Below are 15735 nucleotides of genomic sequence, written 5' to 3'. Positions count from 1 at the left end.
AAGCCCGTTAGAGGCGGTGATGCCCTTGAGATACATAAAATTGCCTTCCGAAAACTTTGAGAAGTTCTTCAAGTCACTCGAAGCCTGGGGCACTGTCTATGCTCCAGTAAGGAAGGGGAGCATATATTCTTTCCAGGAGGTTCATGACCCCAGCGAGATGGCTCTCGACTACAACAGAACCATGCTCCCGCCAAAGAAGTTCTTTTTCAGGCCCAAAGAGGCCATTCTCAGGCTGAAAAACGGCCGCTGGGAAGATGAGGTAGAAGCAGAGCCGATGGTTCTCTTTGGACTCCATTCCTGTGATATCCACGGCCTCAAGATACTCGACAGGGTGTACCTCGATGAGCCCGCTGACCCGTACTACAAGAGCAGGCGCGAGAAGACCCTGATAATAGGGATAAGCTGTATGCCGGACGAGTACTGCTTCTGCAAGAGCCTCGGCACGCACTTCGCCATGGACGGCTTCGACCTGTTCCTGCACGAATTGCCCGACGGATGGCTTGTGAGAATAGGCAGCGTCCGCGGCCACGAGATGGCCTGGGAAAACGGTGAGCTGTTCGAAGAGGTGACCGACGAAGACCTGGCCAACTTCAAGGAGTTCGAGGAGAGGCGCGCAAATGCGTTCCAGAAGGAGCTCCCGCAGGAGGGCCTCGCCGATATGCTCGATCTGGCATACAACAGCCCGGTGTGGAAGAAGTACGCCGAGATATGCCTCGCCTGCGGCAACTGCAACATGGTCTGTCCGACGTGCCGCTGCTACGAGGTCTGCGACCGCTGGATGGACGCTTACAAAGCAGTCCGCGAGAGGCGCTACGACTCGTGCTTCATGGAGAACCACGGGCTGGTTGCCGGAGGCCACAACTTCAGGCCGACTCGCTTGGACCGCTTCAGGCACCGCTACTACTGCAAGAGCTACTTTGACCCGTCAGCGGGCTACAACTGCGTCGGATGTGGAAGATGCGACGAGTTCTGCCCGGCGAAGATAGAGCACGTTAAGGTTCTTGAGGAGGTTAGGGGGTCTCTGAAATGAGCGAGAACCCGTACCAGACGTACGACGCAAGGATTCTCGAAGTGAAGGATCTGACATCGAGGGAGAAGCTCTTCACACTACGCTTCCTCGACCCCGAAGTTGGAGAGAAGTTCGAGTTCAGGCCCGGGCAGTTCGTCATCGTTGACATACGCGGTTTCGGAGAGTTCCCGATAAGCATATGCTCGTCCCCAACGAGAAAGGGCTACCTCCAGCTCTGCATTAGAAAAGCCGGCAGAATGACAAAGTTCATACACAAGATGAAGGAGGGCGACATAATAGGGATCCGCGGGCCCTACGGAAACGGCTTCCCCATGGAGGAGATGGAGGGCTCGAACCTTATCCTCGTCGCCGGCGGCCTCGGGATGGCGCCGTTAAGATCCGTGCTCTGGTACGCCATAGACACCGGCAAATACGAACACATCTGGCTCCTCTACGGCACGAAGGCCTATGAGGACATCCTCTTCCGCGACGAGATAATACACCTCCTGAAGCACGGCGAGGCCATGAACTGTAGCGTCAAGCTTGCCTACGAGGTTGAAAGCCCATCGTGCATCTATCTGGAGAGGGGCTTCTCCGACAGGGTGTGCAGGGGTGTCGTCACAGACCTATTCAGGGGAGAGGAGTTCGACGTGGAGAAGACCTATGCCCTCATCTGCGGCCCGCCGGTCATGTACAAGTTCGTGATAAGGGAGCTCCTCGACAGAAAACTCTCACCGGGCAGGATTTACATGACGCTCGAAAGGCGCATGCGCTGTGGGATAGGCAAGTGCGGCCACTGCATCGTCGGAACGAGCACGTCCATCAAGTACGTCTGCAAGGACGGACCGGTCTTCACCTACTGGGATGCTCTCTCCACGAGGGGGTTGATATGATGGACAAGCTCAAGCTGGGGGTTTTCGAGCTTACAGACTGCGGCGGCTGTGCACTAAACATTCTCTTCCTCTACGAGAAGCTCTTCGACCTCCTCGAGTTCTACGAGATAACCGAGTTCCACATGGCGACCAGCCTGAGCGAGGGGAACCACTACGACGTGGCACTCGTAACGGGAACCGTCTCGACCCAGCGCGACCTGAACCTGCTCAAGGAGGCGAGGAACCACTCGGAGTACCTCATAGCCCTGGGGACATGTGCGACCCACGGCTCCGTTCAGGGGAGCGTTGAGCTACCCATCAGAGAGAAGCTGAAGGCAGTTTACGGAGACGGTGGGGACCCGATGCGCGCCCTCGACTCCAAACCGGTCGTCGAATACGTCGCCGTTGATTTCGCCCTCCCCGGATGCCCGTACGACAAGGAGGAAGTCTACCAGGTGCTCATGGACATCGCCAAGGGCATCGAGCCCGTTAGAAAGGACTACCCGGTCTGCCTTGAGTGCAAGCTCAACGAGTACGAGTGTGTGCTGGTGAAGAGAGGCCTTCCCTGCCTCGGCCCGATAACCTACGGCGGCTGCAAAGCCGTCTGCGTGCGCTCCGGCCTTGGGTGCATAGGGTGCAGAGGCCCGCTACCCGGAGAGGTGAACCCGGCCAGCGAGTACGAGATACTCAAGAGCCTCGGCTACGATGACGAGTACATCATAAGGAAGTTCAAGACCTTTGCGGGGTGGGAGCCATGATAATTGAGATGCGGGAATTCACGCGTGTTGAGGGCAACGGCAAAGCCGAGATAGTCATCGAGGACGGCGAGGTAAAGGACGTCAGGCTTCAGATCATCGAAGGGCCGAGATTCTTCGAACTGCTCACCCTGGGGAGACACTACTACGACGTTCCGGACCTTGAAGCGAGGATATGCGCCATCTGCTATTTATCGCACAGCGTTGCCTCAGTCATTGGAATCGAGAGGGCCTTTGGGGTTGAAGTCCCGGAGGAGATAACGCTCCTCAGGGAGCTCGGTCTGATAGGGGAGTTCCTTGAGAGCCACTCACTCCACCTATACCTCCTCGTTGCACCTGACGTCTTCGGCTACCCCGACGCAATAAGGATGGCCACGAAGCACGGCGAACTCGTGAAGGAGGGACTGGCGCTCAAAGCCTTTGGCAACAGGCTCAGGGTAGTGGTGGGCGGCAGGGAGATACACGGCATAAACGTCAAGCCGGGAGGATTTGGGAGGTATCCGACCGTTGAAGAACTGGAGGAAATAGAGAGGGAAAGCGAAGCCCTTCTAAGACTGGCAAGACGTGCCGTGAGGCTCTTCGCACAGTTAGACCCCTACGGGGCAAAAGCGAAACACTTCGTCGCCACCGACGGCTACCTCTGGGGTGAAAAGCTGATATCCGACGAGCCCGGGGAGTTCCACTACACCGAGAGGATAGAGGAGCGCTCCCTCGTTTACAGCTTCGCCAAGCAGAGCCGCTACAAGGGCGAGGCGTTCTTTGTCGGAGCGCTACCGAGGCTTCTCCTGAAGTCGGAGATGCTCACACCCACCGCCAGGAGGCTCTTTGAGGAGCACAGGGAGAAACTGGAAACCGGCTACGTCAGCTACAACAACCTGGCCCAGGCGATAGAGCTTGTGTATTCCCTAGAAAGGGCGAACGAAATAGCAAAGACCCTGCTCGATAGGGGCATCGAAGGGGAAAACGTCCCCGTTGAGCCAAGGGAAGGGGAGGGAATCGGCTACGTCGAGGCCCCGCGGGGGCTGCTCATCCACCACTACAGGATAGACAATAGCGGCAATATCGCTTACTCCAACATCATAACCCCAACCGCGCTGAACCACGCGATGATAGAGGCCAGCCTCCTGAAAGAGGCCAGGGAACTTTACGGAGAAGTCGACGAGGGCAGGATGATAGGGCGCCTTGAGGAGACGGTGAGGGCATTCGACCCTTGCATCTCGTGTTCGGTGCATCTTGTCAAATTGTAAGTTTCACTTTTTACTTTTCTCTGTATTTCCCCGGTGCCTTCGAAAATTTTCCAAAGATGTAAACAAAAGGAATATATATCACCCGGAATAACCATGTTATACGGGGGATGTGCAATGGACAGCATCGATGAACTTTTGAAGGCAATAGACGCCGTAAAGCCCGGGGAAACCGTCCTGGTCGAGTACTACCCATCATACGTTCCGGAGTTCGCGACGCTGACTCTCCTGATGTACGCACGGAAAAAGGGAGTGCCCGTTGTGATAGACGACAACTTTGACGCGCTCCACGTCATACAGAAGCACCTCGCCCTGTGGGGGATTCATGAGGACTTCAGCGATGTTCTGGTAATAAAATCCGACGGGCATGTTGACGTCGGCAATATAGTATCCAGGATAAACTTCAGCGACTCTCCAGACATCTACGTCAAAAAGTATGAAGATGTGGGAAAAAAGATAGTCTCATCCGTGGGCGAATCCATAAACATAGTCCTGGGCTTCGAAAAAATATTCGCCTTTGTCCATACAATCAGGGAGTTCTACCTCGTCATGACGCGGATACAGAAGTTCCTTGGAAACCCAAGGCGGGCCTTCTACCTCGTGAACAAAAAGACCGCCGAGGGGCTGGAGTTCAACCCCCTGCCGGAGATGGAGCGCATAGCCAGCACGGTGGTCGAAATATTTCCCACCCCTGCTTCAGGCAGAATCATCTTCAAAAAAAGCCCCATTTTCGAGCTGATCGGGAGGGAGCTTGAGATTCCAATAGGGGTGATAGTAAATGCAGCCGGTGGCAAAGGAGACCACGTTTAAGTTCATAGAGGCCGCCCCCTTCGGGGACGTAATACTGATGGAGGACGACTCACCCTACGGAACAGCGCTGGCCACCTATGTCCTCGTGAAGTATGCCAGGGAGAGAGGTCTGCCTGTTTACATTGACGACGTGTTGGACTCCCTTGCACTCGTGAGGAAGCACCTGAGGTTACTCGACATTGAGGAGGATTTCTCCGACGTAAGGGTGATTAAAACCGGGGGCATGGAGACTTTCGGAGTGGTAGTCGACAGGATACACCTCGATGTCGAACCGGTATTTTATATAACAAGACACAGGAAAGTTGCCAACGCCACACTCTCATCCGGAAAACACATCCATATAGTCCTGGGCATGGAGAGACTGTTTGCGTTCCTTGAGACACGCAGGGAGTTCTACATGTTCATAGCATACCTCAAAGAATTCTTGGGGAACCCCAACAGGAAATCCTTCTACATAGTCAACAGCCCCGTGCTGTCAACGCTGAGGTTCAACCCGCTCCCGGAACTTGAGGAAATCGCCAGCACCGTCGTTGAGATAAAGATAAAAAACGGAACCCACGTTGTCATCCCCAAGAAGGCCCTGTTTCCAGATATAATAGGAAAAGAATTCCCAGGAACCCCCGAGGAAATCGCTAGATGGTAGCCTAAAACACCATCGCGAAAAAAGTTGCCATCAACACCACAACTCTAAATTCCTGAGAGTTACTCAGCACCCCTTTAACTAAACATCATTGCAAATCTTTATATTAATTCATTCAGAACCTAAAAAGGTGGGACTTATGAAGTGGGAGAAAGCCACCGAAATTATAGACTCAATTCTGCCCGGAGAGACTGTCCTGTTAAAATACCGCACATCATACATTCCAGAGTTCGTCCTAAGATTCTTCATTGATTATTCTCAAGAAAAGGGGATTCCCCTACTTGTGGATGACAACTTCGATTCCCTCCACACCCTAGCGATTCATGCCAAAACCCTGAATCTCCCCCTTGACCTCGATAGCGTGTATGTCCTGAAAACCGGGGGGAAATATGAACTTGGAAACGTGATGGCCAAAGTACCCTTTCATCCCGATCCGAGGGTCTACCTTGAAAACTACGAAGAAGCAAGCAAAAAGACCCTTAACGAGCTGCGGCCCCCTATCATAAACCTTGTCCTTGGAGTTGAGAACATCTTCCTTGTGATACGAAACCCCACGGATGTCTATCGCATCTTCCTGGCGATCCAGCGGTTCGTGGGCAGAAAGGAAAGAAAGGCATTCTACGTTATTAATGAAAACGTCATCCAAAGCCTCCCGTTTAACGTAGTACCAGAACTTGAGAGAATAGCGACAACGGTAATGGAGATGCTGCCATATCCAACAGGAGCAAGCGTTAGGGTTCTGAAAAGCATTAATCCTGAGCTGATCGGCAGAGAGCTCAGAATCAATGTCGGGGGGTGAGTGTAATGGAGACTATAAAATCCGTAGTAAGTTCCAAAGAGGATTTGAACGCCCTGATAGATCAGCTCTGGCCAGGAGGACTAACAGTAATCAAGAACAGAGCATTTCTCGGAGGGGAGTTTATACTGCACGCCTTTGTTTATTACTCAAAAATAAAAGGTATCCCCTTGATTATCGAGGATGTCTTCGATACCCTTCCAATTTATATGAAACACCTCGAAATAATGGGCGTCTATATCGACAAAAGCGACGTGAATGTCATCAAGGTGGGTGGAATTCAAGAATACGGAAATATCCTGGGCAAGATAAAGTTCGAAAATGACCCCAACGTATATCAGAGAAAAATCGAAAAGAAACTGCAGGAAATAATGTCTAAAGGCAGGTACATACATCTGGTTCTTGGTTTGGAAAGATTTCTGACACTCCAAAACGATGTCCACAGCACGTACATTCTTTTAAGCCTCATAAGACAAAAACTCGGGGATCCAAGGAGTATAAACGTATACCTGGTGGAACCCTCTGTCCTGGAAAGTGTCAACTTCAACCCCCTCCCAATGCTTGAAGATATGGCCACTTCGGTAATAGAGCTGGAAGACGATGAAGAACTAATAAGGATAAAGCTCGTAAAGTCAGTATTCACCCTCCTGAACAACAAGAGATACATCATCGTGTCCCCAAGGGAGATACTTCGGTGGTGGACGTGAGCATTCTAAAACGCCTTCTCGGGAGAAGAGATTACCATGAAGTCGATGTGGTCTCCAGGGAACCCGTCGGGAAATTTCGTGTTGAAAAGATCCTAAAAGTTCTCAATCGACAGGTTCTTGTGGGGGAAGTCACAAAAGGTCTTATCTACCCCGGCTACAAGGTAAAGGGAAAGTCCGTCAGCCCGATCATGAAGATAGAGAGGAACCATCAGAGGGTTGACTTTGCCGTTGCGGGCGATAGAGTTGCTCTCATGCTCGAGCACGAAGTCCCATGTGAGGAAGGCGAGGAGCTGGAAATCTACCGGTCGTGAGGTGGTGGCATGATAATCCTCGATAATCATTTCCACGTTGACCCATACAAGGGCCTCTTCCTTGAGGCTGTCAGGCAGTTCCACCGCGCCGGAGGAACGCATCTCGTCGTTGTCTATAAGACGGCCCACGACTACGGCTTCCCCGGGCTGAAGGCGGAGGACTTCACGAAGGCGATGGACTTCCACATCGAGCTGGTCGAGAGAATCAACAAAGAAACGCAGGTCAAAGCTTATGCCGTCGTCGGCGTTCACCCTGCGGAGTTCGTCTACCTGGCCGAGCAGAAGGGGTTAAGCTATGCCAAAAACGAAGTCATGAAGGCCCTCGAATACGCCCAGAGGCTCTGCATGGAGGGTAAGGCTATAGCGATAGGCGAAATAGGCAGGCCGCACTACGAGGTGAGCGAAGAAATTTGGGAGGCGAGCATCGAGCTGATGAAGTACGGCATGGCCCTCGCCAAAGAGGCCGACTGCGCGGTCCAGCTTCACACGGAGAGCTTCGACGAGGCCAAGTTCCGCGAGCTTGGGGAGTACGTGAGGGAGGTCGGGATAAAGCCGTACAGAGTGGTTAAGCACTTCTCACCGCCCCTTGTGAAGGTCGCTGAGGAGGTCGGCGTCTTCCCGAGCATCATCGCGAGCAAGAAAAACATCAAGGCGGCCATAGAGCAGGGAAACAGGTTCATGATGGAGACGGACTACATAGACGACAAGAGCCGTCCAGGAGCCGTTTTAGGGCCGAAGACCGTGCCGAAGAGGACTAAAGCATTCCTCCAGAACGGCCTCTTCACCGAGGAGGACGTCTATAAGATACACGTGGAGAACCCGAGGAAGGTTTACGGGCTTGAGCTTGAGGGGTGAGGGAAAGCGATTTATACACCTTCGAAAGAAACGCATAAGAGGGTCTCACATGGGAAGACTCAGAAGGGTTCTTCCACTCCTCATGATTTACTACATCGTCAAGAAGGCGGATAAGAAATACGAGAAGAAAGTCGGGTGGATGAAGAAGATTTCCGCGGACTTCGCAATAATCGACAGTGTTGACTTCACACACTAGCAGGACACCGTCTCAAACTAAGAGAGCATATCAGAAGAAAATACGGGGAGATCCCTGGAAGCCCGAGCACAGACATAAAAACAAGAGAGTACGCGATAAGCGAGGCCCTAACACACACTGGTACTTCGATTACTACGGGAAAAAGTACATCCACAAGAGCCTCGAAGATGCCCAGAAGTGGAATACGCTCGTCGGTCTGATGACGATCCTGCCGGCAATGTTCCACAAACTTACAGATACTAAAGAACTCGGGAAAAGAACAGACGCGATGCTGGAAAAAATAGCAGAAGGGCTGATATTTTACAATCATAGGAAAGAAGTAGAAGAAGAGTATGGGACATTAAAGATCCCGCCGCCAAAGGAAGCGGTGCTCTCTGAGGGCTATCTGCTGCCCGAATTTGAAAAGCTAAAAAAAGACCCCCAGTTCCAAGATAAGTTCCTCGATGCCCTTGCCGAGGCATACCACTTGCGAATATGGCCAAAAGAGCGACTGAGGGACTACCTCAAATTGGCAATAGATGCCGCTGAAGAGGTATCTAGCTACCTCGGCAAAGACGGGAAGGTGCACATACCTGCAGAAGAATTTGAGAAGTTTGAGAAGTTAAACAAATTCTTGGATACGCTGTTCACCAAAGAGTTTCATGCTCGGAAGAGACCCCAAAAACCACCGGCGGAGATGGGTGGGAAGAAGGTAGAACCTAAGTTCGGGCTGGCAGTGAGTGATACGTCAGCAGGAGAGCAAAGGGGCAGGTACAAATGGACGGATCAAGCCAAAAACCTCAAAAGCGAAGCCACGAGACTCCTCGGCATCGTCCAAAGCCTTAAACTCCTCAACGCTGGAGAGGAGGAGTTAAAGAAGGTCGAGGACGAGCTCTGGAAGGCAATTAAGGAAACACAAAACCTTGAGCTCGCTGGCCTCTACGCCAAGCTGATTACATACCTCCGCGGGAAAGACCCTGAAGGGGCCGAGGGGTTCCTCGCTTTTATTGTTGAGGAGTATCGTTGATTTGTCTTTGTCACATTGATTTAAAGAATTCCGTGGAAAGACTACGGCAAGAAGCTCCTACAACCCCAGAATGGGAAAGCTGAGATGCCAATCAAAATCTAAAGCTCTCCTACTTCCTTCAATATTCTCCCGTAAAGCTCCTCGCTCAGCCAGAAGCCGGTCTCTTTTAGCTTATCGAGCTCATCTTTTATGCTCTCAATCTTCCCCTCAAATTTCGCCCGCAGGAGGATTCCAATTGTGCCTGTGGTTTTTAACCCTAAAGCCCGGGCAATCTCCCTGCCGTCGTAGTCGTCCATCAAAAGTATCCCAGCCCCTTTTTCAATCGCCAGGACTATCGCCTCGCTCTCGCCCTCGTCGAGCTCTATCGTGAGGGACTTCTTAAGTCTCTCGTCGCGTATCCTCTCAACCCGAATCCAGCTGGCGTTTTCGATGAGTTTCGCATCCTCCGAACTCTTGCCCTCAATCATGCACTTCCTGCAAACCGCCTAGGGAATGAAAACCTCTCCAAAGAACTCCCTCAGGAGTTCAAGCCTCCCGATCTTGGCGAGGTGAATCAGTGGAGTGGAGTCGCTAACCACGGGCAAACTCCAGATTCTCCTCAAGCTCTCTCTCGGTGTAGTGCCTTGGGATCTTTCTCCTCGCAAGCTCCTCTAAAAACTCCCTCTTCGTGAGGCCAGCCAACCTTGCCGCCTTTCCCAGGGATAGAGCACCCTTCGAGTAGAGAATCAATGCTAACTCAAGCTTCAGCTCCCTCTCCATCTCTGCCCTGGGAAGCTTGATGGACACAAGGACGTCATCGGGTATGACTATCTCCATTTTTCCACCTGGGGATATTGGGGCTTCCAGGTATTTAACGCCTTCGCTATATTATACCCTTCGGGAGAAGGGAAATTTATAAATACCCGGAGGGAGAAGGGAAATGGAAGCTAAGGCAGGAAGGAACGTTGGAGAGTTAGTAAGTCGAATAAAAGGTTGGGACGCTGATGTAAAACCCTGGATTGCGTTCCTTGTAATCTCTTTTGGTTTTGGAGTTGGAGCAACAATTCTGGCCATTGATCTTAACAAAAGCTCTTGGGGAACAATTGTGGGAATGAGCGGTGTGGCAGTTGGAATCGGCATTCTGTTCCTTGGCCTTATCATGGCATTCTTTATTCATGCAGACCCAGACAGATTCGTTGAAGCTTACACCAAGGACAACAGGGATGAAGACGTTTCGGACATAGAGATTATTAGGGCTGCCTATTCCGAGTGCCTCCCTTATGTCAATGAGGGGTTGAATATAGCTTTGATAAGCTGGTTGCTACTTGGAATATGGACAGCGTTCATTGAACTCGGAATTACAACGGGGACAGTAGTGATAAAGAACTGGTCTCTGTTCTGGTTGTTGATATTCGTTTCATCAATTGGTTCCCTGCTGGGGTTTATATTGACAGTTATCTTCTTCCTCAGGAAGAGATCTATCAGAAAGGCCCTCTTAGCAATCCAGCTCAAGAAGAGCGACAAAGCAGAGATTTCAATCAAAATCTAAAGCTCTCCAGCGCTTTCCAGTATTTTCCGCACGACTTCATCAGAGATTCTAAAGCCGTTCTTCCTGAGTTCCTCGATGTAAGGTTCAATAGCATCAATCAGCCCCTTTCTTCTGGCAAGGAGAAGCAGCCCGAGGGTTCCCGTCACCCTCAACCCAAAGCCCCTCGCGACTTTTCTCGCGTCCTTGTCGTCGAGAACGACCAAATCAACGTCGTTTTCAATGGCAAAGGCTATCGTCTCGGCCTCACCGTGGTCAATCATCTCAAGCAGGAACTTGACGACCCTCTGGTTTCCAACTGAAGCCCTCTTCAGAAAACCTGCGTTTTCGATGTCAATCGCCTCCTCATGTCCAGCGCCTTCTACAACCGTCTCTTGATAAACGGCGTCGGTGATGTAGACCTCATCGAAAAGCTCTTTCAGGATATTGAGCAACTTCAGCTTGGCGAGGAAGATGAGGGGAGACGAGTTCACAGCAACCCTCACGAGAGTCCCTCCAGAGCACTCAAATCGTTTTCAAGCTCCTCCTCGTCGTAGGTAATCCCCGCACCTTCTTTTGCGAGGAGTTCAATGAACTCCCACTTGCTCACTCCAGCGAGCCTTCTCGCCTGCCCAAAGGAGAGTATGCCCTTTTCGTACAGCCGGAGTGCAAGCTCAACCTTAACTCTCTTCTCGATTTCCTCGTCGGGTATCTTCACCATTCCCGGAAGCTCGACGACTACTTTCTTCCCCATTCTCCCACCGATTTAATGTTATGGCAGGCGGGATTTAACGCCTTCGCCATATTATACCCTCCGGGAGGAGGGAAATACATAAATACCCGGAGGGAGGAAGGAAATGGCAATTTCCTCGGCGGCCATTTACCTTATGATCAGTGCTGTAATTCCCCTATTATATGCGGAATGGATCTCTTGGCCCAATGAGATCATTAAAAAGCCCGAACCTTATTACTATGAGCTTCAAGATGCTCTCAACAGGAGCCTTAAATACATAATAGCAACGGGGCTTGGATTGAGTCTCTTTTCTCTGGGCATGACTCTGATTGTCCCTCTTTTTGGATACCTATCGTGGGGAGCAACTGGAGTTATATTAATGTGGCTCAGGCACGGAAGAGAACAGCTAAAACTCAAGTTCCAAGAACTCATGATGAAAGAGGCCATAGCCAAGGGCGTCGAACTCGGAATGAAGAAGGCAAAGGAGAGCTAACCCCCCATATCAACCCTTTCGAATGGTTGTATATCCTCAGCCCCTCCACATTCTCAAAATCCCTAACGTTCCTTGTAACAAGCGTGAGGTTGTGCCTCAATGCAGTGGCTGCTATAACAGCATCGGGGAGCTTTACTTTAACCTTTCTCCGGAGTTCGATGGCAATATCTGCTATCTCATCGGTGAGAGGTATGACGTGCGCGAAGCTTATGAACTCCTTAGATTTCTCAAAGCCCTCCGGAGTGTGGCCTTTCCAGCCGAGGAACTCTATCTTGGTGATGATGGAGACGTTAAAGCTCTTCCGAAGGATTTCCTCTACCTTAGGGAGCTCCTCCTTAGGAATGGCGTCGGCGAGATAATAGATTAAAATGTTCGTGTCGATCAGAAAACCCTCTCCCATTCGTCCCTCAGCTCCCTCAGGCTTCTCTCAAGGTCTTTTCTGCCCTTGTAGATTCCCCTGTATCGTGAGGGCTCAAAGAGCTCTCCCTTCAGTTTCTCCCAGAGCTCGGGAGGGACTATGACTCCTTTGATCCGTCCGTGTTCGTCATATATATATATATTCGACACTTTCCATCCTTACACCCGGAAGGTGTTTCGTTCCGCGCATATTTAACATCTTCGCTACAGCTCTGCCTTTCTAACCACCCTCACAACCCCCGGCTCCCCGATTTCTCCTTCTATCTCAAAGATCCTGCCGAGGAACCGCTCCACGACCCAGACGTTGGTAACGAGGTGGTTGGTTATCTCCGCCACCCCAATCTCCCCGCCGGTGAAGGCCAAGAAGGGTATCAGCTGGTCGCCGAGGAACTTATCAACGGCTTTTCCCGGTGTAAGCTGTTCTATCAGCTCTTCTGCCGCCTCCTTGCCTACCACTTCAGCGGGCTTTCCGCGCTTGCCGAGGGCATCTCCGGCGAGCCTGAGCGAATCGGTCTCGGCCCAGACGACGATGCCGCTTCCCAGGCCGAGGGAGCGCGATACTTCCGTCTCTATCTCCACGGGGACGCTGTAAAGCTCCTTAAGTCGTTCTTTAGCGGCCTTTGCCTGCCTCTCCGCCACGTGGGCCGGCAAATTGGTGGCGTGGCTTATCCCGGCGAAGCGCTCCACCTTTTTCCATGCAAGGGCCACGAGCGGTTTTCTCTCCTCCCAGGGCTCTACCTTTCCGACCACCAGTCCGCCGCCCTTCGGATAGTGCCCCCTGCGCTTGATTTCGAGTTCCGCTTTGAGGCCCATCTTCCCGAGGGCAAAGAGCGTTACGTTCTTCAGGTAATCAACCGGTGGGCTCCAGGGGACGTCGGTTCCGCCGGTTATCTCAAAGCTTCCCCCAATGAAGGCCATCACCGGAATTAGAGCCTGAAGGACCAGCGTGACGCTCCCGGCCGTCTTTATGGGAACGCGGATGTGCTTTGGCTCGGCCTTTCCGGGTATGAACTCAAGAACCGTCGAGCCGACTTGAGCCCCTTTAACCCTCGCATTGCTCAGCTCCTTCAAAGCCAGAATCCCGTGGAGGTGCTGGGGCCTTAGACCGGGGTTCGGCCTGTTGGCGCGAATGTTGCGTATCCTCACCGCTTTTCCCGTGATGACCGAGAGAGCTACGGCAGTTCGAAGTATCTGTCCTCCGCCTTCACCGTATGAGCCGTCTATCTCAACCCACTCCATCCTCTCACCGGGGAAGTTTTTCTCCCGACGGCCTAAAAACCTGACGAAAGGCTTTTACTCAATGGGACGAATTTTCGGTGGTGTTAATATGGACGAGCTTGAGTTCTGCATTAAAAGCCTGAGCTATCCCCTCGGGATGCTCTTGGAGGGCCTTGAGAGAAGGGAAGGCGAAAAAGTTGAGGTGAAAGAGGGCCTCATAACCCTCCCCAGAGCCCCCTTCGCGGCCCTCTGCTATCTCACGGGAATAGCCCTCTTCGATGCCCTGGACATAGTGGACAAAAAGCGCCTTGGGGACGACTACGGTGCCATTGAGGGGTTCTGTAAAAAGCTCCTGAACTCCAAGCTCGGCGCAAGGCTGAAGCCGTACCTTGAAAGCCCAGGCAGATACATCTCCCCTGGAGAGGGACTCTCAATCGACTGGCTGGAGTTTGAGAAGAGGGAGGAAAAAGTACGCCCTCACCTTAAGAGACTTATGGAACTCAGGGAACGCACCTGTGACCGCTCCGAGTTTCTGGCCAAGACGGACTTTCTGGCCGAGCTGAGCGTTGACGAGGCACTGCTCGTAAGCTACCTCTCCGGCGAGGCCGGGCTGAGGGAGCTCGTAAACGCCGCCCTCGGCAAGCACAATTCCGAATTCAGAGATGCAGTGAAGGAGTACTTCAAGGCCCTAAGGGGCTAGTCCTCAAGCCTGAAGTCCGATGGAACGAATCCGAGGTTCACGAATATGGCAGTCTCCAGGGCTTTCTCCTTGTCGACCCCCATCTTCAAGAGCTCCTCAACGATATGGGCTATGCTCTCAATGCTCCGGTAGTTCAGCAGCTCTGCGGGATAGTCGTCCAGCATGTTCTCATCAACCTGAACCCCTATCCTGTCCTCAAGCTCCCGTGCGAACTCCTCCTTCGAGAGGGGAGGGATTTTAATGCGCACCCCAAAGGGAACCGCGAAGTACTTCTCGGGGAAGACCGTCTCAACTACAACCTGGGGGCTGGTTTTCATGGCCTCAAGAACCTCCGCCGGGGAGGGCTCCCTCAAAAGGGTCGCATCTTCAGGAACCAGAGGCTCAACGTTTATCCCCCTCCAGTTGACTATCAGGGTGTGGAGGCCGAGGCTCAGGGCGCTCGATATGGACAGGGAACCCCCTCTCTTTTTGACCCCCTGTGACTCCCTCATCCGCCTGAGCTTTGCGTAGAGCTTTTCACTAACCAGGGTGAGCTGGTAGACCCTTTCAATGCCATCCAGATAGAGAACCCCGTTGGAGAGGAGCCTGAGGCCGAGCCTGGCGAGGGATGAGCTCAGCTTTTCCTCGCTCTTCGTTGTTATCGCCTTCCTATCTCCAACCTCCTCGCTGCCCCTGCCCACGAGCCGGTAGTCAGCCGGAAAGAGGCCTTTAGCGTTGAGGAACGCCTCAAGTGTCTCCTCTGCCTTCTCCTCGCTGACCGCGTAGACCTTTATGAACTCCACGTTTTCACCGCGGTCCACCCCTATCAGCACGACAGCGTCGCGCCTTTCCTTCGGAATCAGTATATCCTCCATACCCATCGCCGGTTCTTTTCTAATATTTAAGCGGCAAAAATCGAGAGCACAGAGAGGCAGACCTTCAGAGGTGTCCGGTAGAGACGCTCGTTAGAGACTCATTGCACCCAGGAGCCCACCGGTGTCGAGGTTGACTATCTGCACCTCCCTCTTCCGGGTGTCCAGGAGGGCAACGCTCCTCACGCCGCTGACGTAGCCGCAGACCTCGCCGGGGTTGACGAGTATGGTCCTTCCCTCCTCGCGTATCTCGTAGCGGTGGGTGTGGCCGACTATGACAACGTCGTAGAGCCTGCTTCTGGCCAGTGCACGGACGATGCGCTCATCGGTGCCATGAGTTACCGCTATCTTCATGCCGTCAGCCTCGATTTCCAGTATCTCATCGTAGATCCCCAGCGCCTCGTAGAGACCCTTCCTTTCGCCGTCGTTGTTGCCGAAGACACCCTTGAGCGGTGCCTTGAGCTTCTTGAGTTCCCTGGCCACGAACGGGGCAACGTAGTCACCCGCGTGGATTACAAGCTCAACGTCCCTCCCGTTGAACAGCTCAACCGCCTTGGAGATGGCCGGCAGGTTGTCATGGGTATCGCTCATTATACCTATCAGCATGCTCTCACCACA

24 protein-coding genes are annotated in these 15735 nt (G+C 52.6%); 15 read left to right on the top strand and 9 right to left on the bottom strand.

Annotation, left to right across the window (positions count from 1 at the left end):
- Positions 1-25: 25 nt before the first annotated feature.
- The 12 genes from shyB to A3L14_RS02360 all read left to right on the top strand — a co-directional run bounded on the left by shyB (position 26) and on the right by A3L14_RS02360 (position 9201).
- Positions 26-1030 carry an NAD(P)-dependent hydrogenase/sulfhydrogenase 2 subunit beta gene (gene shyB, locus A3L14_RS02410; protein WP_055429633.1) on the top strand — a complete coding sequence of 335 codons (1005 nt, stop codon included), beginning with the start codon at positions 26-28 and terminating at the stop codon, positions 1028-1030.
- Positions 1027-1902: an NAD(P)-dependent hydrogenase/sulfhydrogenase 2 subunit gamma gene (shyC, locus tag A3L14_RS02405; protein WP_055429632.1), complete on the top strand. Its 876-nt coding sequence runs from the start codon at positions 1027-1029 to the stop codon at positions 1900-1902. The genes shyB and shyC overlap by 4 nt, the downstream gene beginning before the upstream one ends.
- Entirely contained in the window at positions 1899-2639 is a 741-nt protein-coding gene (shyD, locus tag A3L14_RS02400; RefSeq protein WP_055429631.1) for an NAD(P)-dependent hydrogenase/sulfhydrogenase 2 subunit delta, read from the top strand. The genes shyC and shyD overlap by 4 nt, the downstream gene beginning before the upstream one ends.
- Positions 2636-3883: an NAD(P)-dependent hydrogenase/sulfhydrogenase 2 subunit alpha gene (gene shyA, locus A3L14_RS02395; protein WP_055429630.1), complete on the top strand. Its 1248-nt coding sequence runs from the start codon at positions 2636-2638 to the stop codon at positions 3881-3883. Before shyD ends, shyA begins: the two co-directional genes overlap by 4 nt.
- Before the next feature lie 114 nt (positions 3884-3997).
- Positions 3998-4690: a DUF257 family protein gene (locus A3L14_RS02390; RefSeq protein WP_055429629.1), complete on the top strand. Its 693-nt coding sequence runs from the start codon at positions 3998-4000 to the stop codon at positions 4688-4690.
- Positions 4659-5333, top strand: coding sequence for a DUF257 family protein (locus A3L14_RS02385; protein ID WP_055429628.1), 675 nt, complete (start codon positions 4659-4661; stop codon positions 5331-5333). The genes A3L14_RS02390 and A3L14_RS02385 overlap by 32 nt, the downstream gene beginning before the upstream one ends.
- A gap of 136 nt (positions 5334-5469) precedes the next feature.
- Positions 5470-6129, top strand: a complete 660-nt coding sequence (locus A3L14_RS02380; protein ID WP_055429627.1) for a DUF257 family protein — start codon at positions 5470-5472, stop codon at positions 6127-6129.
- Positions 6130-6134: 5 nt separating this feature from the next.
- Positions 6135-6833 carry a DUF257 family protein gene (locus tag A3L14_RS02375; RefSeq protein ID WP_055429626.1) on the top strand — a complete coding sequence of 233 codons (699 nt, stop codon included), beginning with the start codon at positions 6135-6137 and terminating at the stop codon, positions 6831-6833.
- Positions 6821-7144 carry a tRNA-binding protein Pbp11 gene (pbp11, locus tag A3L14_RS02370; protein ID WP_335755241.1) on the top strand — a complete coding sequence of 108 codons (324 nt, stop codon included), beginning with the start codon at positions 6821-6823 and terminating at the stop codon, positions 7142-7144. Before A3L14_RS02375 ends, pbp11 begins: the two co-directional genes overlap by 13 nt.
- A 9-nt stretch (positions 7145-7153) precedes the next feature.
- Complete coding sequence (locus A3L14_RS02365; RefSeq protein ID WP_055429624.1) at positions 7154-7999, top strand: TatD family hydrolase; 846 nt, start codon at positions 7154-7156, stop codon at positions 7997-7999.
- Between the two features lie 49 nt (positions 8000-8048).
- Positions 8049-8195 (top strand): hypothetical protein, encoded by a 147-nt coding sequence (locus tag A3L14_RS11635; protein WP_157628442.1) that lies wholly within the window; start codon positions 8049-8051, stop codon positions 8193-8195.
- Positions 8179-9201: a hypothetical protein gene (locus tag A3L14_RS02360; protein WP_074631428.1), complete on the top strand. Its 1023-nt coding sequence runs from the start codon at positions 8179-8181 to the stop codon at positions 9199-9201. Before A3L14_RS11635 ends, A3L14_RS02360 begins: the two co-directional genes overlap by 17 nt.
- A 98-nt stretch (positions 9202-9299) precedes the next feature.
- Here the strand turns inward: A3L14_RS02360 and A3L14_RS02355 are convergent, their stop codons facing one another.
- Both A3L14_RS02355 and A3L14_RS02350 read right to left on the bottom strand, forming a co-directional pair.
- Complete coding sequence (locus tag A3L14_RS02355) at positions 9300-9668, bottom strand: DUF3368 domain-containing protein (protein ID WP_232473397.1); 369 nt, start codon at positions 9666-9668, stop codon at positions 9300-9302.
- 103 nt (positions 9669-9771) lie between these two features.
- Positions 9772-10017 (bottom strand): UPF0175 family protein, encoded by a 246-nt coding sequence (locus tag A3L14_RS02350; protein ID WP_055429621.1) that lies wholly within the window; start codon positions 10015-10017, stop codon positions 9772-9774.
- A gap of 103 nt (positions 10018-10120) precedes the next feature.
- Here A3L14_RS02350 and A3L14_RS02345 point away from each other — a divergent pair, with 103 nt between their 5' ends.
- Entirely contained in the window at positions 10121-10729 is a 609-nt protein-coding gene (locus tag A3L14_RS02345; protein WP_055429620.1) for a hypothetical protein, read from the top strand.
- Here the strand turns inward: A3L14_RS02345 and A3L14_RS02340 are convergent.
- Together A3L14_RS02340 and A3L14_RS02335 are read right to left on the bottom strand one after the other, a co-directional pair.
- On the bottom strand, positions 10726-11211 hold the full coding sequence (locus tag A3L14_RS02340; RefSeq protein ID WP_074631430.1) for a DUF3368 domain-containing protein: 486 nt from the start codon (positions 11209-11211) through the stop codon (positions 10726-10728). The two genes, A3L14_RS02345 and A3L14_RS02340, sit on opposite strands and share 4 nt — an antisense overlap.
- Positions 11208-11459 (bottom strand): UPF0175 family protein, encoded by a 252-nt coding sequence (locus tag A3L14_RS02335; RefSeq protein ID WP_055429619.1) that lies wholly within the window; start codon positions 11457-11459, stop codon positions 11208-11210. The genes A3L14_RS02340 and A3L14_RS02335 overlap by 4 nt, the downstream gene beginning before the upstream one ends.
- Positions 11460-11562: 103 nt before the next feature.
- On the opposite strand from A3L14_RS02335, the gene A3L14_RS02330 reads away from it, so the two are divergent.
- Complete coding sequence (locus tag A3L14_RS02330) at positions 11563-11931, top strand: hypothetical protein (RefSeq protein WP_055429618.1); 369 nt, start codon at positions 11563-11565, stop codon at positions 11929-11931.
- On the opposite strand, the gene A3L14_RS02325 is transcribed toward A3L14_RS02330, so the two are convergent.
- Genes A3L14_RS02325 through rtcA form a run of 3 tightly spaced genes read right to left on the bottom strand, consistent with a single transcriptional unit; the run spans position 11867 to position 13587 of the window.
- Positions 11867-12331: a type II toxin-antitoxin system VapC family toxin gene (locus A3L14_RS02325; protein ID WP_143597815.1), complete on the bottom strand. Its 465-nt coding sequence runs from the start codon at positions 12329-12331 to the stop codon at positions 11867-11869. The two genes, A3L14_RS02330 and A3L14_RS02325, sit on opposite strands and share 65 nt — an antisense overlap.
- Positions 12313-12498, bottom strand: coding sequence for a hypothetical protein (locus A3L14_RS02320; protein ID WP_055429617.1), 186 nt, complete (start codon positions 12496-12498; stop codon positions 12313-12315). Before A3L14_RS02320 ends, A3L14_RS02325 begins: the two co-directional genes overlap by 19 nt.
- A 54-nt stretch (positions 12499-12552) precedes the next feature.
- Entirely contained in the window at positions 12553-13587 is a 1035-nt protein-coding gene (rtcA, locus tag A3L14_RS02315; protein WP_055429616.1) for an RNA 3'-terminal phosphate cyclase, read from the bottom strand.
- An 88-nt stretch (positions 13588-13675) separates the two neighbouring features.
- Here rtcA and A3L14_RS02310 point away from each other — a divergent pair, with 88 nt between their 5' ends.
- Positions 13676-14266 (top strand): hypothetical protein, encoded by a 591-nt coding sequence (locus tag A3L14_RS02310; RefSeq protein WP_055429615.1) that lies wholly within the window; start codon positions 13676-13678, stop codon positions 14264-14266.
- Here the strand turns inward: A3L14_RS02310 and A3L14_RS02305 are convergent.
- Together A3L14_RS02305 and A3L14_RS02300 are read right to left on the bottom strand one after the other, a co-directional pair.
- Complete coding sequence (locus tag A3L14_RS02305; RefSeq protein ID WP_055429614.1) at positions 14263-15120, bottom strand: hypothetical protein; 858 nt, start codon at positions 15118-15120, stop codon at positions 14263-14265. The genes A3L14_RS02310 and A3L14_RS02305 overlap by 4 nt on opposite strands.
- 90 nt (positions 15121-15210) lie before the next feature.
- Positions 15211-15723, bottom strand: a complete 513-nt coding sequence (locus tag A3L14_RS02300) for a metallophosphoesterase (RefSeq protein WP_055429613.1) — start codon at positions 15721-15723, stop codon at positions 15211-15213.
- Positions 15724-15735 lie beyond the last annotated feature (12 nt).

Source organism: Thermococcus thioreducens, assembly GCF_002214545.1.
In the GTDB taxonomy this organism is placed as follows: Archaea; Methanobacteriota_B; Thermococci; order Thermococcales; family Thermococcaceae; genus Thermococcus; species Thermococcus thioreducens.
Note: the sequence above shows the minus strand (reverse complement) of the source record. Positions and strands in the feature narration are given on the sequence as shown.

Bases quoted from the DNA above. Each gene is read 5' to 3' on its own strand.
- shyC (WP_055429632.1), top strand. From the start codon at position 1,027: ATGAGCGAGAACCCGTACCAGACGTACGACGCAAGGATTCTCGAAGTG.
- shyD (WP_055429631.1), top strand. From the start codon at position 1,899: ATGATGGACAAGCTCAAGCTGGGGGTTTTCGAGCTTACAGACTGCGGC.
- shyA (WP_055429630.1), top strand. From the start codon at position 2,636: ATGATAATTGAGATGCGGGAATTCACGCGTGTTGAGGGCAACGGCAAA.
- A3L14_RS02390 (WP_055429629.1), top strand. From the start codon at position 3,998: ATGGACAGCATCGATGAACTTTTGAAGGCAATAGACGCCGTAAAGCCC.
- A3L14_RS02385 (WP_055429628.1), top strand. From the start codon at position 4,659: ATGCAGCCGGTGGCAAAGGAGACCACGTTTAAGTTCATAGAGGCCGCC.
- A3L14_RS02380 (WP_055429627.1), top strand. From the start codon at position 5,470: ATGAAGTGGGAGAAAGCCACCGAAATTATAGACTCAATTCTGCCCGGA.
- A3L14_RS02375 (WP_055429626.1), top strand. From the start codon at position 6,135: ATGGAGACTATAAAATCCGTAGTAAGTTCCAAAGAGGATTTGAACGCC.
- A3L14_RS02365 (WP_055429624.1), top strand. From the start codon at position 7,154: ATGATAATCCTCGATAATCATTTCCACGTTGACCCATACAAGGGCCTC.
- A3L14_RS11635 (WP_157628442.1), top strand. From the start codon at position 8,049: ATGGGAAGACTCAGAAGGGTTCTTCCACTCCTCATGATTTACTACATC.
- A3L14_RS02355 (WP_232473397.1), bottom strand. From the start codon at position 9,668: ATGATTGAGGGCAAGAGTTCGGAGGATGCGAAACTCATCGAAAACGCC.
- A3L14_RS02350 (WP_055429621.1), bottom strand. From the start codon at position 10,017: ATGGAGATAGTCATACCCGATGACGTCCTTGTGTCCATCAAGCTTCCC.
- A3L14_RS02345 (WP_055429620.1), top strand. From the start codon at position 10,121: ATGGAAGCTAAGGCAGGAAGGAACGTTGGAGAGTTAGTAAGTCGAATA.
- A3L14_RS02335 (WP_055429619.1), bottom strand. From the start codon at position 11,459: ATGGGGAAGAAAGTAGTCGTCGAGCTTCCGGGAATGGTGAAGATACCC.
- A3L14_RS02330 (WP_055429618.1), top strand. From the start codon at position 11,563: ATGGCAATTTCCTCGGCGGCCATTTACCTTATGATCAGTGCTGTAATT.
- A3L14_RS02325 (WP_143597815.1), bottom strand. From the start codon at position 12,331: ATGGGAGAGGGTTTTCTGATCGACACGAACATTTTAATCTATTATCTC.
- rtcA (WP_055429616.1), bottom strand. From the start codon at position 13,587: ATGGAGTGGGTTGAGATAGACGGCTCATACGGTGAAGGCGGAGGACAG.
- A3L14_RS02310 (WP_055429615.1), top strand. From the start codon at position 13,676: ATGGACGAGCTTGAGTTCTGCATTAAAAGCCTGAGCTATCCCCTCGGG.
- A3L14_RS02305 (WP_055429614.1), bottom strand. From the start codon at position 15,120: ATGGAGGATATACTGATTCCGAAGGAAAGGCGCGACGCTGTCGTGCTG.
- A3L14_RS02300 (WP_055429613.1), bottom strand. From the start codon at position 15,723: ATGCTGATAGGTATAATGAGCGATACCCATGACAACCTGCCGGCCATC.